We start from the raw sequence: 18,848 nt of genomic DNA, 5'->3' as shown, positions 1-18,848 counted from the left end.
CGGGCACTATGCCCGACAGATACAAACTTCAGTTCGAAAACTCAAGTTTTAAATTAGTGGTCGGTGAAGAGGGATTCGAACCCCCGACCCTCTGGTCCCAAACCAGATGCGCTACCAAACTGCGCTATTCACCGACAATCGTTGGACAATGGTGAACCCTGTCCGAGGGTCGCCCTCTGGTCCGCTATTCCCAAAACCCTGGGATGCGCGACCAAACTGCGCTATTCACCGACTTTATTCTCAGCTATCTCGTTGCTGAGGCCGCTTATATTACTAAGCAAAAAAATTTACGCAAGCCCCTGACCGGACTTTTTTACAGGAAGATTTCAGTTCAGGATTCGATTGCTCAAGGATGCAGCAAATTTGGCGATTTCACGCCCCTGACACCGATGTTTAGTGATCCAAACCGCAACTTCCGGCACATGCTAGAAACATCACATCGACCATTGATCCAGATCAGCATAACAAATTGGTTGCATTCGTTATCTTATGACCACTACCTCACGACCTAGGGACTCTATATGGATTTTTGGCTGGATCTTTTATTTGGCAACGCCGTTGGCCTCTCATCAATGATCGTGATCTTTGGCGCATTAGGCTTGATGTTATTTTTCGGCGGCTACTTTATCTATAAAACAATGTCGTCCTCTTCTCCTCACTAGAGCCATTTGCACAGCCGTCGGCTTGCACCAGGGTCAATCTGTCGGTCTTGACCCTGGACTTCTTTTGGTCCCGGAAAGCTCTTGGTATACTTACCAATATCCCACTAGTCAATTCCCTGAACACCATGTCTGATTCTGATGAACTGGATCTCTTTCGTGAGATGATGGCCGATGTCTCCCCGATCAAACAAGACAAGATTGAGAGCCGACCCAAACATCAAACCTCTGAGGCACACCTTGCCCGGCGTCTGGCTGCCCAGACGTTAACGAAAAGTGACCCCGACTATTTATCCATCGACCATGCGGAAATGCTCAAGCCCGACGATATGATCGAGTTCAAGCGTGACGGCGTCCAGGAAGGCGTTTTTCGCAAACTGCGGCTGGGCAAATATGAGCTCCAGGCCCGACTGGATCTGCATCGAAAAACACTCCAGCAAGCCCGTGATGAAGTACTGCAATTTCTCAAGCAGTGTCAGCGGATGGATATTCGTACCGTTATCATCGTGCACGGTAAAGGGGAGCGCTCCAACCCTCCGGCCCTCATGAAAAGCTTTGTTGCCAGCTGGCTGACCCAGATTACCGATGTGATGGGCTTTCATTCTGCCCTGCGCCAGCACGGCGGAACCGGCGCACTCTATGTCATGCTGAAGAAAAGCCAGGAGCGTAAACTGGAAAACCGCGAGCGACACCAACGACGCCAGCGCTAACCTTTCGCGCACAGCAAGCCGTCCGCTGACAACAGAGGCGCCGAAGCGCCTCTGTTTCTCTTCATCCAGCCCGCAGCTACCATGAAATTCCGCTTAAGCCTGGATCACCACCCGCAGTGCCAGCAGGATCAGCACCACCCCGGAAAGCCGGTCAATCAATTGGGCTTTCATCCGCAGCTTGTCCAGAACCTTAGGATTGGACAGCACCAGCGCAATCAGGGTGTACCACAAGCCATCCACCAGCAGCGGGGTGGCGACAATAATTGCCCGGCTCGACAGCTCTGTGCCGACGGCGACAAACTGGCTGAACAAAGCCAGGAAAAACAGTGCCAGCTTCGGGTTCAGGATGGAAATCATTAAGCCATCCCGTGCCGCAACGCCCAACCTGACCGGCGTTCCCGCCGCGAGTTTTGCGGCCACGCCACCTTTGGAGCGCAGGGCATTGACGCCCAGATAGGCCAAATACGCAGCACCAGCGTAAGTGATCACCATAAACAGGGTTGGCGACTGCTTCAGCACTACGGCCAAGCCCAGCAATGTGAGCAGGGCATAAACCCCAACCCCGAACGCATGGGCCCAGGACGTCACGACGCCGTGCAACCGCCCGCCGGATAAACTATGTTTCGCCACCACAGCCAGACTGGGGCCCGGGGACATGGCTCCGAGCATGCAAATCATCAACAGCGAAAGCCAGATACTGATTGTCATCTTCTACTCCTTTAAAAAAACTAAAGTAGCAGCCTGAGGGCATTTACTGAAATCAAAAGAAATCATCGCCTTTATGATTTTAAGTCATAGTGATGGAGTACATCGAGCCTTGCATAATCGTCAGTACCTGGTTGCGCAACCACTGATGGGCCGGATCGGTTTCAAAACGCGGATGCCACAGCAACCAATATTGATGCTCCGGCACAGCAAACGGCAGCGGTTGATAGGTGATGGGAAACAGCTGGCTCATATTGCGGGCAATATGCTCGGGGATCACCATCAGCATATCGGTCCGGCTCACGGTCTCAAACGCGGAGCCGAAAAACGGCACCGTAAACTGGATCTGCCGCGCCAGTCCTTCTCCGCTCAAATGGCGTTCGACAAAGCTGTCCTTATCCCCCCCGCCAGAGACTTTCACATGCGGATACCGGGTAAATGCACTTAAAGTCAGCGGCTCAAGCGCCAGCGGATGGGCCCGGCGCATCACACACACGGGCTGATCGGCGCCAATCGCTCGCCCGCACAACCCCGGCGGGATTGCCGGCAGCATGGTCGAAACCAGGTGAATATTGAGCTCCCCCAACTGCGCCAGTTGCTCCGGCGACCAGAGCTGATATCTCACCCGGAGCCGGGGTGCGGCGTGCTGAAATTGCGCCACGATATCCGGCAGGATGTACTGGGCGACATAATCAGAAGAAGCCAGCACCACACGCCCCTGCCACGCGCCGGGATCAAACGTCCGGTTCACCAGTAGCCCCTGACATTCCGCCAGGACGCCATCCAGCTTGAGCTTGAGCTGCTCGGCCCTCGGGGTCAGCAACAACCGGTTACCTTCGCGCACCAGCAGCGGATCGTCGAATAGCCCCCGCAACTGGGTCAACTGCCGACTGACTGCCGACTGGGTCAGATGTAACCGTTCCGCAGCCCGGCTGACATGGCATTCATCGAGTAGCACCTGCAGGGTTCGCAGCAGGTTCAGGTTCATCGGTTTTTCCATACAACCTCAAGTGCAGCGGCGAGCGATCAGGTCGTTTTCGCCAGCGGTGCGAATTGTCCCTGGGTCAGCGCCAGCAAATCCTGCGGCGCCAGTTCAATCTCCAGCCCGCGACGCCCGGCACTGACACAAATGGTCTCAAACTGCTCGGCAGAGGCATCAAGAAAGGTCGGCAGGCGTTTTTTCTGACCCAACGGGCTGATCCCGCCGACAATATACCCAGTGGTTTTCTCGGCAATTTGCGGATCGGCCATATCGGCTTTCTTGCCGCCTGCCGCTTTGGCAGCTGCTTTTAAATCCAGCATGCCGGCGACCGGAACAATCGCCACGGCCAGTTTTTTCGGATCGCCATTGAGCGCAAACAGCAACGTTTTGAATACCCGATTCGGGTCCTGGCCCAGTACATCGGCCGCCTCCAGGCCGAAGTTGGTATTGGCCGGATCATGATCATACTGGTGAACGGTATAGGAAATTTTCTTCTTTTTGGCGAGGTTAATGGCCGGTGTCATGGATCAGTTATCATTGGCTGTGGGTGATGGCATCAATATAGCCAACCTGACCGCAAGAAAAAAGCCCCGGTACGAACCACAATGCTGATCAGTTAAGGATCGGTTGACTGATCCTTCTGATGCGTCAGAATCGGAAATCATTTACTGGTTTCCGGTTTTTTTATGCCCTTAGCTTCCGCACTCACAGATTTTCTTGAAGAGTCTCCTGTCGATATCTCCCAGCTGACCACTTTCTCTGAACACGTTCCCGACGAGTGGGTTGCCAGAGCTACATCTTTATCGACTCAGGCAACCATCAGACGAAGACGGCTCCCCAGTGATATGGTGCTCTGGCTTATTGTCGGTATGGCCTTTTTCCGCAATGAGCCTATAGCTGAAGTGGCCCGCCGTATGAATGTCTGTGCCGAAGGGTTGGCAAACGAGGAACTCCTGGCCAAGAGTGCTCTGACACAAGCCCGTCAGCGACTGGGAAAGGAAGCGCCTAAATGGCTGTTCAAACAGTGTGCTCAGGTATGGGGTAAAGAAAGGTACCCGGAAGACAGCTGGAATAAACTTCAGGTTTTTGCTGTTGATGGGGCTCTGTTCAGGACCCCGGATACCCCCGGGCTTCGCGAACACTTCGGTTCGGGAAACACATCCGGAAAGCGCCAGACACCTTACCCTGTACTCCGTCTTGTCACCATGATGAACGTGCGTTCCCATATCATCATTGATGCCGATATCAGCCCTTATCGCCGAGGTGAAATACCGCTGGCCCAACCCTTTATCAACTCGCTGCCGGATAACTCGGTGACTTTGCTGGATAAGGGATTTTACGGAGCAAGCCTGTTGCTGGGCATCTCTGCCAGCGGGGCAAACCGACATTGGCTTATTCCTGCTAAAAAAGGCGTGGTATACACACTTCTCGACGAGGAGGAAACCAATGACAACCTTATCGAGATGAAGGTCTCGCCCCAAGCGAGAAAGAAGAATCCGACCCTTCCTGAGAAATGGCAGGTACGGGCAGTCACCTATGAGGTAGACGGGAAAGAGAAAACGGTTTTCACCTCCCTGCCAAGAGAGATGTACAGCGCCGAGCAGGTTGCCACCCTATACCACGAACGCTGGGAGATTGAACTGGGCTACCGCGATATAAAGAGCTCCATGCAGCACAATTCTCTTACCTTGCGGAGCAAAACGGTCGAGCTGGTTTATCAAGAGTTATGGGGGTTGCTTCTCGGCTACAACCTGGTCAGGAGAGAGGCAAGCCAGGCGGCTGTGGCGCATGACAGAGCCCCCACAGAAATAAGCTTCAAGTACGCCTGCCAGTTTATTGCAAGTCAGCTCAGGGTAATGAGTAAGGCACTGTCACCGGGAAACACGCCCAAGAGGCTAAAGGCACTACGGGGGGACCTGTCCGTGCTCTTCAAGGAAAATCGCCCCAGGCCATCTAGGCCCAGGGCAGTTAAGATATCAAAGACCCGCTATCCGGTTAATCGCCATGCCGCTCCGCTTAAGTGAACTGCATTGCGGTACGAACCAGGGCTTTGCAGGTTACTGACTCATGATCAGTTACTTATAGGTAATCTCGCCTTTCGGTGCGAACACGTTCACATCCACCGGGCTGTTTGCTTCCAGGAAGTCTTTCAGCACTTCCGCATCCACAAACCCAGTATTCACATAACCCGGATGGGTATTCAGTTTCGGATAGCCGTCACCGCCCGCCGCATTGAAGCTCGGGATGGTGAAGCGGTAAGTCTTGTTCAGATCCAGCGCTTTGCCGCCAATCTTCACATTGCTGACCTTGCCATTCGCAACCTTCATCGAGATGCCATAGAACTGAGCATAAGCGCCAGAATCCGTCGGCTTGGTCGCGACCACATTCAGGTAATCCATCACTTCCGCACCGTTCATGTCGGTGTACGTCACGATGTTGCCGAACGGCTGAACCGTCAGCACGTCTTTATACGTGATATCGCCGCCGGCAATCGAGTCACGCACCCCACCGGAGTTCATCACCGCGAAGTCCGCTTTGGCACGCTGCATGTGAGCAGCCGCAATCAGGCGACCCAGGTTGGTCTGTTGGAAACGAACCTTGTTGCGATCCCCTTCCAGTTTACCGTTCGACTCTGCAATCTTGATGTTCAGTTGGGCCTGACCGCGATCCTGGTAAGGCTGCAGGAAGGCTTTCACTTCCTGGTTCTCGGCAATCTCATCTTCAATGAAGACGCGTTGCTTACTACCGTCAGCCAGTTTCACCTTCTTCTTCAGGTTCACCGGGATCAGATCGTAGCTCACCATCTGCAGCTCACCGTTACGGAATTCGAAATCCGCGCGGCCGACATACTTGCCCCACTCGTGCGCCTGCACGATCCAGGTGCCGTTCTGCTGATCCGGCTTACATTCATCCCCCGGATTGAACTGCTTGTTGTACATGTTCGGACCTTCCATGCACACCGGCTCTTGGGAGTGACCACCGACGATCATATCCAGATCACCCGCTTCCAACGAACGTGCCAGTGCCACATCGCCCGGGGCATTCACGCCGCGGTTGCCGTTTTCGTAGTGGCCCATATGCGTCGCCGCAATGATCACATCCGGTTTCTCGGTGGCCTGAAGCTCATTGATCAGTTTCTGCGCTTCTTCTTTCGGATCGCGGAAATCGATACCGCCGATGTATTCCGGGTTACCGATCTTCGCGGTATCTTCCGTGGTCAGACCGATCACCGCAATCTTCATGCCCTGGCGCTCAAAAATCTGGTAAGGCTGGAACAGGCGCTCGCCGGTGGCTTTGTCGTAAATGTTCGCCGACAGCATCGGGAAATCAGCCCAGGCTTCCTGCTTGCGCAGCACTTCCAGCGGGTTATCAAACTCGTGGTTCCCCAACGCCATCGCATCATAGCCCAGCATGTTCATGCCTTTGAAGTCCGGCTCCGCATCCTGAAGATCCGACTCCGGTACACCGGTATTGATGTCACCTCCCGAAAGCAGCAACGCCGTGCCGCCCTGCGCTTCGACTTCGGCCCGCAATTGATCCAGCAAGGTCTTGCGCGCAGCCATGCCATACTCGCCGTATTTGTTCTGCCAGAAACGACCGTGGTGATCGTTGGTGTGCAGAATGGTCAGCTTATATGTTGTATCCGCCTGCCAGGATGGCTCTGTGACATCAGCCTGATTGGCACAACCCGACAAGGTTGCCAGGACGGCTGCCGTTAATGCTGTTTTAGCAAATAAGCGTTGCTTCATGGGATTCCCCTTAACCATTCTTCGTTTTATTGGCCAGACCGCGCACCGGTCGGACTTCCGTGCCCGAAAACCCGCACATCACAGCGCTCAACCTGACGTAACCACTGCCACCGTTCATCCTTGAGATAAAGTTTTAAGCGGCTGTTTATATTCAAACAATGGCGCAAGTTTAAAATAATCCCTGAGCACTTTTCTGTTGATTTCATAAATCTGTTGACTAGATCACCTTACAACGCATGAAATTTCTCAAACAGCGGGCTAAACGCAAAAAAATGCCCTGCAATTGCAGGGCATCAGACCGGGTTTCGGGATTTTTTGTGGCGTTACGCACAAACCGGTTGTCGGGCCGGATGCTTGACAAACACCGCCACCATCGCGGCAATTGCCAGGAAAAAGCAATAATACGAATGACTGACCACAGCCAACGGCGACAGACCAAAAACGGAGCCCAGCAGCAATGCCTGCGCGCCATACGGCAATACGCCCTGAATCACACAAGAGAAGATATCGAGCAAACTGGCAGCGCGGCGCGGCGTCACCCCATGCGCAACGGCCAGCTCTTTAGCAACGCCACCGGAAACGATAATCGCGACCGTATTGTTGGCGGTACAGCAGTTGGTCAGGCTGACCAGCGACGCAATCCCCAGCTCACTGGCGCGCAGATTCTGGCTCTGGCTGTGCGCCTTGCCGAACACCCGGATCACCTTACTGATCAGTTGCGTCAAAAAGGCCAGGCCACCCTGCTGGCGCATCAGCTCACTGATCCCGCCAATCAACATCGACAACAGGAAGATTTCCTGCATATTGCCAAAGCCGGCATAAATATCCTGACCATAAGTCGCCAGGCTGTAATCCGGGTTCGTCATCAAACCAACGCTCCCGGCCAGCAGAATGCCCAGACCAAGTACGACGAAAACGTTCACCCCGGACACCGCCAGCACCAGAATTACGATATACGGCAGAACTTTCAGCCACTCGACTGCTTCAGCAGCCGGAACCTGGCTCGGGGTGCTGCTGATCATAAACAACGCGATTGCCGCGATTGCCGCTGGCAGCGCAATGCGAATGTTTTCGCGGAACTTGTCCTTCATCTGACAGCCTTGCGAGCGGGTCGAGGCAATGGTGGTATCCGAGATAATCGACAGGTTATCACCGAACATCGCACCACTGAGCACCACCCCGGCGGTGAGGGCCACGTCCATCTCTGCCGCTTCGGCGATCCCCAGGGCAACCGGCGCCACCGCCGCAATCGTCCCCATCGACGTTCCCATTGCAGTGGCAATAAACGCTGAAATCACAAAGATCCCCGGCAGGATCAGACTGGCCGGCAGCATCGATAGCCCCAGGTTCACCGTCGCATCCACCCCCCCGGTCGCTTTGGCAACCGCAGCAAAAGCACCGGCCAGCAGATAGATCATGCACATCGCGATGATATCCCCATGGCCTACGCCCCGCAGGAACTGCTCAATCGCCTTATTCAAGGTGTCTTTACTCAGCAGCAGGGCAACCATAATTGCCGGCAGCGCGGCGACCGGTGCCGGGAGCTGATAAAAGGCAAAATCGACGCCTTGCAGGGTCAGGTAACTTCCGACGCCAATGAACAGGGCCAGAAATATACCCAGTGGCAATAGTGCCAGTGCAGAAGGCGCGGGGGTCGTGTGAGATTGTGGTGTTGTGTTCGGCATGATGACTACAGGACATCTATTTTAAAATTTGCCCTAGCCTAGAGCTTCCACCTAGCAGTGTCAACTTCTAGACGTCTAAACATCCGATGTTTTCTCAGATGACGGCAAATCGTATTCCGCTCAATAATCAACCGGTATCACTGCGCCTGTTGGTTCAATAATATTCCCCACACGCATTCATCATGTCGATAAAATGGACTTTCCCACGTAAATCACATTGTATGCCGCAAAACGCCGATTTTTCCCCAAATTGAGCCATTGGATATCGCCTGCAACCTGTCAATAAGTTGACGAACCTATTTACAATTACGTCAATTTAAATGAAATATTTGTGTAATTTGTATGATTATTATGAGCTGCGTCACTTTTTCGTGCATGTCGCTTAAATTATCGATAAAATCCGCCCGACGAATCCCTATACCTATGTCTTTTGAGAATCGATAACAATGAAATTATCTTTAAAGCAGAAGCTCATCGGGGCCAGTTTATCCGCCGTGGTTATCATGGCGACGGCTCTGACCTGGCTGGCCGCTGAGCAACTCGCTGATCAAACCCGAAACGGTATCTACGCCCGTGCCCAGAGCATCTCTTCAGCGGCCACGGATGGTATTTCAGAATGGATTTCGATTCGCAGCAACATTGCCAGTGCCTTCAACAATTACACTGCCGAAGCCGACAAAGTGTCGTACCTGCAACAGGCACGTATTGCCGGCGGCTTTGACGACATCTTCTTCGGCACCCCGGCCGGTGAGATGTTCCGTTCACACCCGGAGCGTAATCGCGCCGACTATGATCCGCGTACCCGCCCGTGGTACCAGGATGCTCAAAATGCCGGCAAGCAGATGATTACCACTGCCTATAAAGATGCCATTACCAATGCCCTGCTGGTGACGATTGCCGAGCCGGTTCGCCACAACGGCTCCCTGGTTGGCGTGGTCGGTGCCGACGTGCTGATCGACCAGTTGATCAACGATGTGATCAACCTGGATGTCGGCGACAATGCCTTTGCGATGCTGATCAACAAGCAGGACAACACTTTTCTAGCCCACCCTGATAAGTCTCTGCTACTCCAGCCGATCAGTCGCTACAGCAAAAACATCAGCATGGCGACGATCAACGCCGCCGTTCAATCGCATGAAATTACCGCAGCGACGGTCAAAGGCCAGGATAAACTGCTGTATTTTGCCAACGTACCGGGCACCGAGTGGATCCTGGGCCTGGAGCTGGATCGCGCGACGGAAGAAGCCAGCCACAGCGAACTGCTGAGCCAACTGATCATCACCTCGATTATCATTACCCTGGCAGTGGTTGCTGCCGTAGCCTGGCTGGTCGGCTTCCTGTTCCGCGACCTCGGCCGCGTCTCGCAAGCCCTGGCTGAAATCGCCACCGGTGAAGGGGATCTGACCCAGCGCCTGGAGCCGCGCAGCGACGATGAAGTCGGCCAACTGGCCCACAACTTCAACCGGTTTGTCGGCAACATGCACGGCATGGTCAGCCGCCTGAACGAAGTCTCTTCAGCCCTGAGCCAGCAGGCCCATATCACGGCCTCGCAAGCAGAAGAGCGCAGCACCCGCATCCAGCACCAGCAGGATGAGATCAACATGGTCGCGACCGCTATCAACGAGATGGCCGCCGCAACCCAGGAGATTGCCGGAAACGCCGACAACACAGCCCGCACCTCGGGTGAAACTGTGGATGTGTCCGAGCACGGGGCCCAGCAGGTCAGCCAGAGCCAACAATCCATCACCAGCCTGGCCAGCGAAGTCGATACGGCCACCGGCGTGATCGGCGAGCTGAACACCCATGCCCAGAGTATCAACACCATCCTGTCGACCATCCAGGACATTGCTGAGCAGACCAACCTGCTGGCGCTGAATGCGGCCATTGAAGCTGCCCGTGCTGGTGAGCAGGGCCGCGGATTTGCCGTGGTAGCCGATGAGGTACGCGTGCTGAGCCAGCGGACCCATGCTTCCACGCAGGAAATTCAGCAAATGATTGAAACCCTGCAGCAGACCACAGGTCGTGCCGTCGGGATCATGGAAGACAGCCGTCGCCTGGCCGAGACCAGTGTCGATGATGCCAACGCCGCTTCGGCCAGCCTGTCGCAGATTAACAGCGCCGTGACCAACATCAGTGACATGGCCACCCAGATCGCCTCGGCTGCCGAAGAGCAATCGTCCGTCACCTCGGAAATTACCCGCAATACCGAAGGGATCCGTGACGTATCGAATGAGCTGGCGGTGGAAGCGGACGAAGCCGCGAAACAGGCAGCAGAACTGTCGCACCTCTCCCATGAGCTGCAACAGGAAATCAACCGCTTTAAGCTATAACCCAGCTCTCAATACGCGAAACAAAAAGATGCGATCTAAAAAAGGCTTGCCCCGCGGCAAGCCTTTTTGTTTTCCCCATCCGATGGATGACGGAATAGGCAGTTAAAGCAACTGATAGAGGATCGCCGAGACAGCCAGCAGCCCCACCACCAGCACAAAATACGTGCTCAACTGCCCGCGATAGGCTTTCAGCCCCTCGACCCGGTAAACCGCCACCATCGGCAGAATGAACAGGATCATCGCTATCACCGGGCCGGACAGGGCCTCCATCATGCCGAGGATGCTCGGGTTCAGCACTGCCGCCAGCCAGATGGCCAGAAACATCAGCACAATCCCTAATTTATCCAGCTTGGCAACGGCCATCCCGGTTTGCTTGTGCAGTAATCCGTTCAGGCTCTCGCGCGCCCCCATGAAGTGCCCGAGGAACGACGAGGTGATCGCGATAAAGGCAATCAACGGTCCCAGGGCAACAATGCACGGGCTGTTGTGCACATTGGCCAGGTAGGACAGCACCGACACGTTCTGTGCCTTGGCTTCCATCAGCTGCGCCGGAGTCAGGCTCAGGACACAGGAAAAGACAAAAAACAGTACGAAGACGATCAGCATCACCGAGGTGCGCCGCAAGATGTGTTCACTCTTGACGTCTGCCTGCGCCCCGTAATGGCGACGCTGGGCATGGACAAAACTGGAAATGGCAGCGGCATGACTGAACGCGAATACCGTCACCGGCACCGCCAGCCATAAGGTCAGCGACAGCTCCTGCCACTGCGGCCATGCCGTCATCACCGGAAGCTGCCAGCTCGGAACCAGGTACAGAGACAGCCCGGCCAGGATCGCGGCCAGCGGATAGACAATCACGGCGAAGGCTTTGAGCATGGCTTTCTCACCGGCCATCATGATCGCAATCATGGCAAAGATCAGCCCGCCCGAGAGCAGCACCCGCGACGGCGGGATGATCCCCAGCTGATGGATCAGGAAGCTTTCGACGGTATTGGTCAGGCCAACCCCGTAGATCAACAAAATCGGAAAAATCGACAAGAAGTAAAGCAGTGCAATCAGCCGACCGGCACCGGCCCCGAAATGCTCTTCGACCACACCGGTGAAATCTGCATCCGGGCGCGATGAAGACAGGACAAACCGCGCTAACCCGCGATGTGCCAGAAAGGTCATCGGCCCGGCAAGCAGGGCCATGATCACCAGGGGCCAGAATCCGCCGACCCCGATATTAATCGGCAGAAATAAAATCCCGGCCCCCACGGCCGTTCCAAATAAACTCAGCATCCAGCTGGTATCGTGCTGACTCCAGCGCGGAGCCGCTTCCCCTGTCTGACTCAGGGCTTTGTTTTGAGATAATGCCACGCAACATCCTACACATTCAAAATTTTAAGCGGCAGGAGTATAACCGTGCAGAATTAAATTCTCATCGCAAGCCTGGCAAACATCACACTCCCGTTTCCCGGCATCACCAGGGGGATAGTCCATCAATCAGATACACACTGTACGATGGCACTATAAATAGACGATATTTGCAGTGTTATTCTCTGAATTTTTACATTTTGAAAAATATTTTCGGAATAAAAGCGGCGCATTCCCAAATAAAACCGATACAGGTGTTGAAGCGCACAAAAAAAGACCCGGCAGCCTACGCTGCCGGGTCTGAGATCGCTTACCCGCAAGCCCTTGATATCAATCATGAAAGATTAGCCCGAAAACACGAGAACCTTGCCTCGCCTATGCCGCCGGGCGCAACATCAGGGCCTGACATCCATTACTGAATGTCAATCGGGGCAAAGTTCTTGATCAGATCATCCAGTTGTTTAATCTGCGCCAGGAACGGCTCCAGTTTGTCCAGCGGGAAGGCTGACGGGCCGTCACAGCGAGCCTGATCCGGATTCGGATGCGCTTCCATAAACAGGCCGGCAATCCCGGTCGCAATACCGGCACGCGCCAGATCGACCGTTTGCTCCCGACGGCCGCCGGACGCGGCACCCAGTGGATCACGGCACTGTAGCGCATGGGTCACATCAAAGATGATCGGGCTGCCCTTGGAGGCTTTTTTCATCACATCGAAGCCCAGCATATCCACAACCAGGTTATCGTACCCATGCAGCGCGCCGCGCTCACACAGGATAATTTGCTCATTGCCGCACTCGGCAAATTTCTCGACGATGTTGCCGACCTGGCCCGGGCTCATGAACTGAGGTTTTTTCACGTTAATCACCGCGCCGGTTTTAGCCATCGTCTCAACCAGATCAGTCTGACGTGCCAGGAAAGCCGGGAGCTGGATCACATCGACCACATCGGCCACAGGCTGCGCCTGGTACTGCTCGTGGATATCGGTGATGATTTTCACGCCGAACGTATCTTTCAGCTCCTGAAAGATTTTCAGACCTTCTTCCATTCCCGGACCACGGTAAGAATGCACGGAAGAGCGGTTCGCCTTGTCGAAAGAGGCTTTAAAGACGTACGGGATCCCCAGTTTGTCCGTCACTTCGACATACTTTTCACAGATCGCCATCGCCAGATCGCGAGACTCCAGGACATTCATGCCACCAAACAGGACAAACGGCTTGTCGTTGGCAACCTCAATATCGCCGACTCGAACAACTTTTTGTTCCATGATCAACTCTCTTCTCATTCTGTTGTACGGGTAGCTGCCCGTCTCAGCTGCTACCCAAAATTCTACTCAGCTCTAATGCAGGACCTGCGGCTCTTCATGCAAGGCTTTCACCTGCAGCTTCAACAGCTTCGCTGCCGGATCTTCCGGGCACTGCTCGATGAAATATTCATAATCCATCGCCGCCGCATGATTGCAGTCAAGCTGCTGGTAAATATAGCCGCGATCGCGGATCTCATGCGGGTCGCCGGGACGGAACGCCAGCGCCAAATCGCTGCAACGCAACGCATCAGCATAACGCTCTTCCCGCAGCAGGGCACTTTTCATGACCGTCAGCCAGCGCGCCAGGATATCGCCGTTGTCGGCTTCTTCCAGGTGCTCACGACGCAGCTCGGCAAACGGGCCACGGTGCCCTTTCAGCCAGGCCGCCATCGTCCGCCGGCTAAGGTATTCCCCGTCAAACGGGTTGAGATACTGCGGCTCGCGATCCCGCCAGTCGATCTTAATCAGATACTGGGTCGGGAACCCAACGCTGCTGACCGGCAATTCCAGGTGACGGGCCAGATACAAGAACACGGCACCGAGGGTCACCGGGATCCCCATTTTGCGATCCAGCACCTGATCCAGATACAGGTTCTGGGACGCATAATACTGGTCCTGATCGCCCCGAAATCCCCATTCCCGGTAAAACAGGCGGATCAGGCCGTCCAGACGCAGCTGCGGATTCACTTCCTCCATCAAGGCATGCTCCGCTTCCTGCGCCAACCGTTCCAGTTGTAACTGGACCCAGCCCATTGGAAAGCCCGGGTCCAGCTCCGCCGTCATTGCCAGCACGCCTTCGACCAGGGCCGTCTGCTCCAGCTCGTCGAAATCAATATCGAACATGATCACCCCAGAAACGGTGTCTTGGTAACGGCAATCTTGCCTGCAGCGACCACCCAGCCCAGTGCGCCCAAGAAGGCAAAGGTCTTAAAGACCTTGTTCTTACCAAACTTCAGGGTAAAGAATGCCAGCGCGATATAGGCCAGCACGCAGCTCAGTTTTTCGGTCAGCCAGCCACCGGCTTCGGTAAACGGGATAAAGCCGGTCACCGCAATCAGGGCCACACCGCTGAGCAACATGAAGGTATCCACCACATGCGGGGTGATCTTCAGGGCTTTGCGCTCCAGCAGTGACGAGTTTGCCATCATCAGGCCGTAGCGCGCTATGAACAGCAGCACGCTCAGTGCGATGGCAACCATGTGAATATGTTTCAGTGCAACGTACATTCTTTTTCTCTCTCTATCCTTGCCAGCAACCCAGGGTGACTCGATCCAGGCCGGCATAATCTTGCGCCGTCGTGATCTGCGAATACCCCAGGTTCTGTAAAATATGCCGCACGGCCACTCCCTGCTCAAAGCCGTGTTCCATCAGCAGCCAGCCGCCCGGCAGCAGAAACTGCCGGCCCTGCTCGCTGATGTGGCGGATGTCGGCCAGACCCTGATCGTCGGCCACCAGCGCGCTTTTCGGTTCAAAGCGAACATCGCCCTGCGCCAGATGCGGATCGGCCGCATCAATATAAGGCGGGTTACTGACAATCACCGCAAATTGTTCGTCGGCCGCCAGGGGACTATACCAGCTTCCCGACAAAAAGCGGGTATTGCGGATCTGCAAGCGTTCGCCATTCTCGCCCGCCAGCGCCGCCGCTTCCGGGCGCAAATCAATCCCGGTAACGGTCAGATCCGGCCGTTCGGACGCAATTGCCAGCGCTATCGCACCGGTTCCGGTACCGAGATCCAGCACCGCCCCCGGACCCGCCGGGGTTTTCTCCAGCGCCAGCTCTACCAGACGTTCAGTATCCGGACGCGGGATCAGGGTATGCGGCGCCACCTTCAGCGGCAGCGACCAGAATTCCCGCTCCCCGACCAGATACGCCACCGGCTCACCGGCAAGACGGCGCTGCAGTAAAGCATCAAACGCAGCCTGCTGCGCCGGCTCCGGCACTTTCTCCGGCCAGGTCAGCAGGAAACTGCGCGGCTTGTCCAGCACATGACACAACAGCACCGCAGCATCGATCTGCGGGCTGTCGGAGCCGGCATCGCTCAGTTGCTGCGCTGCCTGCTTCAGCAGCGCCTCAATGCTCAACGCCATCAGCTCTGCTCGGCCATCGCAGCCAGCTGATCGGCCTGGTACTCCTGCAGCACCGGCTGGATCAGGGTATCAATCTCCCCTTCCATCACCTCATTCAGGCGGTAAATGGTGAGGTTAATGCGGTGATCCGACACCCGGCCCTGCGGATAGTTATAGGTCCGGATACGGTCCGAGCGATCGCCCGAGCCCAGCAGATTGCGGCGCGTGCTTGCTTCTTCGGCATGACGCTTTTCTTCTTCGGCCTGGATGATCCGGGCTGCCAGCACGGACATGGCCTTGGCCTTATTCTTGTGCTGCGAACGTTCATCCTGACATTCAACCACAATCCCGGTCGGCAAGTGGGTGATCCGGATCGCGGAGTCGGTGGTATTGACGTGCTGACCACCGGCACCCGAGGCGCGGAAGGTATCGATTTTCAGATCGCCGGCATTGATTTCCGGGATCTCCGCTTCCGGGATCTCCGGCAAAATCGCGACGGTACAGGCCGATGTATGCACCCGGCCCTGAGATTCGGTCGCCGGTACACGCTGAACCCGGTGACCGCCGGACTCAAATTTCAGGATCCCGTACGCGCCTTCGCCGCTGATCTTGGCAATCATTTCTTTATAACCGCCATGCTCAGCCTCGTTGGCGCTCATCACTTCAATCCGCCAGCCGCGGCTTTCCGCGTATTTGCTGTACATCCGGAACAGGTCGCCGGCAAAAATCCCCGCTTCATCCCCACCGGCACCGGCACGAATTTCAATGAAACAGTTCCGCTCGTCATTCGGATCTTTCGGGATCAGCAGCACCTGCAGCTCATCTTCCAGGCGCTCAATGTCCGCCTTGGCTTCTTTGACTTCTTCCAAAGCCATCTCACGCATATCCGGATCGTCTTCCTTCGCCATTTCCTCAGCGGTTTCCAGGTTTTCTTTCGCCTGTTGGTAGGCCTGGAAGCACTGGGTCACTTCCTCCAGCTGAGAATATTCGCGGGACAACGCACGAAATCGCTCCTGATCACCGATCACATCAGGATCGCCCAGCAGGTGCTGGACTTCTTCGTAACGCTCAACCAGCGTTTCTAATTTCACTAAAATTGAAGGTTTCATAGTTGACTTAATTTATGTCCGAATCACGGCAGGACGCACTCGCCCTGCCTCATATTAATTCTTGAAGGGATCGAGCCCCAGCGTTTCCCGGATCACCGCCAGCTTCTCCGGCTCGCCATTATGGGCCGCCTGCTGCATCGCCCGGGTCGGGGCGTGAATGAGTTTGTTGGTCAGTTTGTTGCTGAGCTCCGCCAGCACTTTTTCCGGCTCGCTGCCATTGGCAATCGCCTGCAGGCTTCGTGTCAGCAGTTCGCTTTTGATCTCTTCGGCATGACAGCGATATTGACGAATGCTGTCGACGGCTTCCAGCGAGCGCAGCCAGCTCATAAAGGCGGCACTTTCTTCACTGACGATGGCTTCCGCCTGGATCGCCGCCAGCTTGCGCTGCTCGCGGTTCTTCTCGACGATGCTTTGCAAATCATCGACGGTATACAGATAGGCGTCATTGAGATCGCCGACCTCGGTTTCGATATCCCGCGGCACCGCGATATCCACCAGCAGCATCGGCTGATGACGGCGAACTTTGATCGCCTTTTCGACCATCCCCTTGCCGATGATCGGCAGCGGGCTGGCGGTTGAGCTGATCACAATATCAGCCCGGTGCAGGTGTTCAGGGATCTCCGGCAGGCCAATCACCTCAGCGCCGAACTCCTGCGCCAGGTTATCGGCACGCTCTCTGGTCCGGTTGGCCACGATCAGGCGGTTACACCCCTGCTCGGCCAAGTGGCGGGCCACCAGCTCGATGGTCTCCCCGGCGCCGACCAGCAACACGGTCGCCTCCGACAGGGACTCAAAAATCTGTTTCGCCAGGGTACAGGCTGCAAATGCCACGGAAACCGCATTGCCGCCAATGTCGGTTTCGGTGCGCACCCGCTTGGCCACGGTGAACGATTTATGGAACAGCTTTTCCAGCATGCCGTTCACGGCCTCACTTTCCCGGGCATTCGAATAGGACTGCTTGACCTGGCCGAGAATTTGCGGCTCGCCCAGCACCAGGGAGTCGAGCCCGCACGAGACCCGCATCAAATGGCGGACCGCGGCTTGCTCTTCATGGAAATACAGGCTCGGCATCAGATCTTCGGCATTAAGCTGATGAAACTTGGTCAGCCAGTCGATCAGGATGCCAGGACCGCTGTGGGCCACGTCACAATAGATTTCAGTACGGTTACAGGTCGAAAGGATCACACCGCTGGTTACATCCGGATGCGCTTCGAGTTGCTGCAGTGCCTGAGTCAGCTTTTCCGGAGAGAATGCAACCCGTTCGCGCAAGTCCACAGAAGCTGTTTTATGATTGATTCCTAATGCAAGCAAGGTCATGGAGACGGTGTACCACTTCGCCGGTGAAAAAGATCCAGGCCGGGATTTTACTTGATGCCCCAACGTAATAAAAGAATACTCATGTAATCAATATGGCATTCCTGGCCAAATGTTGTGATTCAAATACCCTTTTGGGGAATTAATCAGTTCAACAATTCATTGTCGCAGTTGGTATTATGGCTCAAGAATCGCTATTGTTTGCCTAAACTCATTTCGTATATCACAAGTTATGTTCTCAAGTTTTTCGCCACGCTTGTCCCGAGTACCGGCCAGTAAATGGCTCCGGCGCATGGCCGGTTCTTCGCTGCTGCTGACTCTGCTGGCCGGCTGCGCTACCCAGCCGGAACGCCCGGCCGTCGACTGGCCGTCGCACCAGACCAGCCTGACCCAGCTGAGTCATTATCAGGCCAAAGGCAAGCTGGGCTATCGCGGCACCAAGCGTTTTGGCGCCAACCTGATGTGGCAAACCACCCCGGGCGCCGATCACCTGCTGCTGACCAATTTCCTCGGCAAGACGCTGCTCAAGCTGGATGCCACGCCAAGCCAGGTCACCCTGCTCGGCCATGACGGCAAGACCTACCGGGGCCGCGATGCCTCGCAACTGATCTATCAGTTAACCGATATCAACTTGCCGATAGAACACATGCGTCACTGGCTGATCGGCCTGCCGACCGGCGCTGACACCTATCAGCTCAACAGCGACAACCGGGTGGGGTACCTGGCCAAGCAGATTGGCGATCAGCTCTGGCAACTGGATTATCTGGAATACGACGACGCCGTGACGCCTGCGCTGCCGCGCCGCATGCAGCTGACCCAGGACACCCTCCGTATTACGCTGGTCATCAATGAATGGCAACTGAACTCCAAGTAACCGAC

General features: G+C 55.5%; 17 protein-coding genes and 1 tRNA gene. 5 read left to right on the top strand and 13 right to left on the bottom strand.

Annotated features, from left to right (window positions below; translation table 11 throughout):
- Positions 1–57: 57 nt before the first annotated feature.
- Positions 58–134, bottom strand: a tRNA-Pro gene (locus NH461_RS03860).
- 387 nt (positions 135–521) lie between these two features.
- Between NH461_RS03860 and NH461_RS03855 the strand changes: the two genes are divergently transcribed.
- Together NH461_RS03855 and smrA are read left to right on the top strand one after the other, a co-directional pair.
- Positions 522–662, top strand: coding sequence for a DUF3149 domain-containing protein (locus NH461_RS03855; RefSeq protein WP_261601959.1), 141 nt, complete (start codon positions 522–524; stop codon positions 660–662).
- A 125-nt stretch (positions 663–787) separates the two neighbouring features.
- Positions 788–1,369, top strand: a complete 582-nt coding sequence (gene smrA / locus NH461_RS03850; protein ID WP_261601958.1) for a DNA endonuclease SmrA — start codon at positions 788–790, stop codon at positions 1,367–1,369.
- Between the two features lie 93 nt (positions 1,370–1,462).
- Here smrA and NH461_RS03845 read toward each other — a convergent pair whose 3' ends face one another.
- From NH461_RS03845 to ybaK, 3 genes are all read right to left on the bottom strand, one after another.
- Positions 1,463–2,077, bottom strand: a complete 615-nt coding sequence (locus NH461_RS03845) for a LysE family translocator (RefSeq protein ID WP_261601957.1) — start codon at positions 2,075–2,077, stop codon at positions 1,463–1,465.
- Between the two features lie 79 nt (positions 2,078–2,156).
- Complete coding sequence (locus NH461_RS03840) at positions 2,157–3,074, bottom strand: LysR family transcriptional regulator (RefSeq protein ID WP_261601956.1); 918 nt, start codon at positions 3,072–3,074, stop codon at positions 2,157–2,159.
- Between the two features lie 26 nt (positions 3,075–3,100).
- On the bottom strand, positions 3,101–3,580 hold the full coding sequence (ybaK, locus tag NH461_RS03835) for a Cys-tRNA(Pro) deacylase (RefSeq protein ID WP_261601955.1): 480 nt from the start codon (positions 3,578–3,580) through the stop codon (positions 3,101–3,103).
- Between the two features lie 162 nt (positions 3,581–3,742).
- Here ybaK and NH461_RS03830 point away from each other — a divergent pair, with 162 nt between their 5' ends.
- Positions 3,743–5,080 (top strand): IS4 family transposase, encoded by a 1,338-nt coding sequence (locus NH461_RS03830; RefSeq protein WP_261600266.1) that lies wholly within the window; start codon positions 3,743–3,745, stop codon positions 5,078–5,080.
- Between the two features lie 51 nt (positions 5,081–5,131).
- Here the strand turns inward: NH461_RS03830 and ushA are convergent, their stop codons facing one another.
- Together ushA and NH461_RS03820 are read right to left on the bottom strand one after the other, a co-directional pair.
- A complete protein-coding gene (gene ushA, locus NH461_RS03825; protein ID WP_261601954.1) occupies positions 5,132–6,805 on the bottom strand; it encodes a bifunctional UDP-sugar hydrolase/5'-nucleotidase UshA in 1,674 nt (557 codons plus the stop codon).
- Positions 6,806–7,128: 323 nt separating this feature from the next.
- Positions 7,129–8,490, bottom strand: a complete 1,362-nt coding sequence (locus tag NH461_RS03820) for a Na+/H+ antiporter NhaC family protein (RefSeq protein ID WP_261601953.1) — start codon at positions 8,488–8,490, stop codon at positions 7,129–7,131.
- Between the two features lie 446 nt (positions 8,491–8,936).
- On the opposite strand from NH461_RS03820, the gene NH461_RS03815 reads away from it, so the two are divergent.
- A complete protein-coding gene (locus NH461_RS03815; protein WP_261601952.1) occupies positions 8,937–10,820 on the top strand; it encodes a methyl-accepting chemotaxis protein in 1,884 nt (627 codons plus the stop codon).
- 102 nt (positions 10,821–10,922) lie between these two features.
- Here NH461_RS03815 and NH461_RS03810 read toward each other — a convergent pair whose 3' ends face one another.
- The 7 genes from NH461_RS03810 to hemA form a co-directional block, all read right to left on the bottom strand.
- Positions 10,923–12,179, bottom strand: a complete 1,257-nt coding sequence (locus tag NH461_RS03810; RefSeq protein ID WP_261601951.1) for an aromatic amino acid transport family protein — start codon at positions 12,177–12,179, stop codon at positions 10,923–10,925.
- Positions 12,180–12,588: 409 nt separating this feature from the next.
- Complete coding sequence (kdsA, locus tag NH461_RS03805; protein WP_261601950.1) at positions 12,589–13,440, bottom strand: 3-deoxy-8-phosphooctulonate synthase; 852 nt, start codon at positions 13,438–13,440, stop codon at positions 12,589–12,591.
- A 72-nt stretch (positions 13,441–13,512) separates the two neighbouring features.
- Entirely contained in the window at positions 13,513–14,322 is an 810-nt protein-coding gene (locus tag NH461_RS03800; protein WP_261601949.1) for a SirB1 family protein, read from the bottom strand.
- A 2-nt stretch (positions 14,323–14,324) separates the two neighbouring features.
- Positions 14,325–14,705 (bottom strand): SirB2 family protein, encoded by a 381-nt coding sequence (locus tag NH461_RS03795; RefSeq protein ID WP_261601948.1) that lies wholly within the window; start codon positions 14,703–14,705, stop codon positions 14,325–14,327.
- 13 nt (positions 14,706–14,718) lie between these two features.
- A complete protein-coding gene (prmC, locus tag NH461_RS03790; RefSeq protein WP_261601947.1) occupies positions 14,719–15,567 on the bottom strand; it encodes a peptide chain release factor N(5)-glutamine methyltransferase in 849 nt (282 codons plus the stop codon).
- Entirely contained in the window at positions 15,567–16,655 is a 1,089-nt protein-coding gene (gene prfA / locus NH461_RS03785) for a peptide chain release factor 1 (RefSeq protein WP_261601946.1), read from the bottom strand. Before prfA ends, prmC begins: the two co-directional genes overlap by 1 nt.
- 54 nt (positions 16,656–16,709) lie before the next feature.
- The gene (hemA, locus tag NH461_RS03780; RefSeq protein WP_261601945.1) at positions 16,710–17,972 is read right to left on the bottom strand and encodes a glutamyl-tRNA reductase; all 1,263 of its coding nucleotides are present in this window, start codon (positions 17,970–17,972) and stop codon (positions 16,710–16,712) included.
- Between the two features lie 289 nt (positions 17,973–18,261).
- Here hemA and lolB point away from each other — a divergent pair, with 289 nt between their 5' ends.
- A complete protein-coding gene (gene lolB / locus NH461_RS03775; RefSeq protein WP_261601944.1) occupies positions 18,262–18,843 on the top strand; it encodes a lipoprotein insertase outer membrane protein LolB in 582 nt (193 codons plus the stop codon).
- Positions 18,844–18,848: the final 5 nt, after the last annotated feature.

Source organism: Photobacterium sp. TY1-4, assembly GCF_025398175.1.
GTDB lineage: Bacteria > Pseudomonadota > Gammaproteobacteria > Enterobacterales > Vibrionaceae > Photobacterium.
This window is presented reverse-complemented; position numbering and strand designations above follow the sequence as displayed.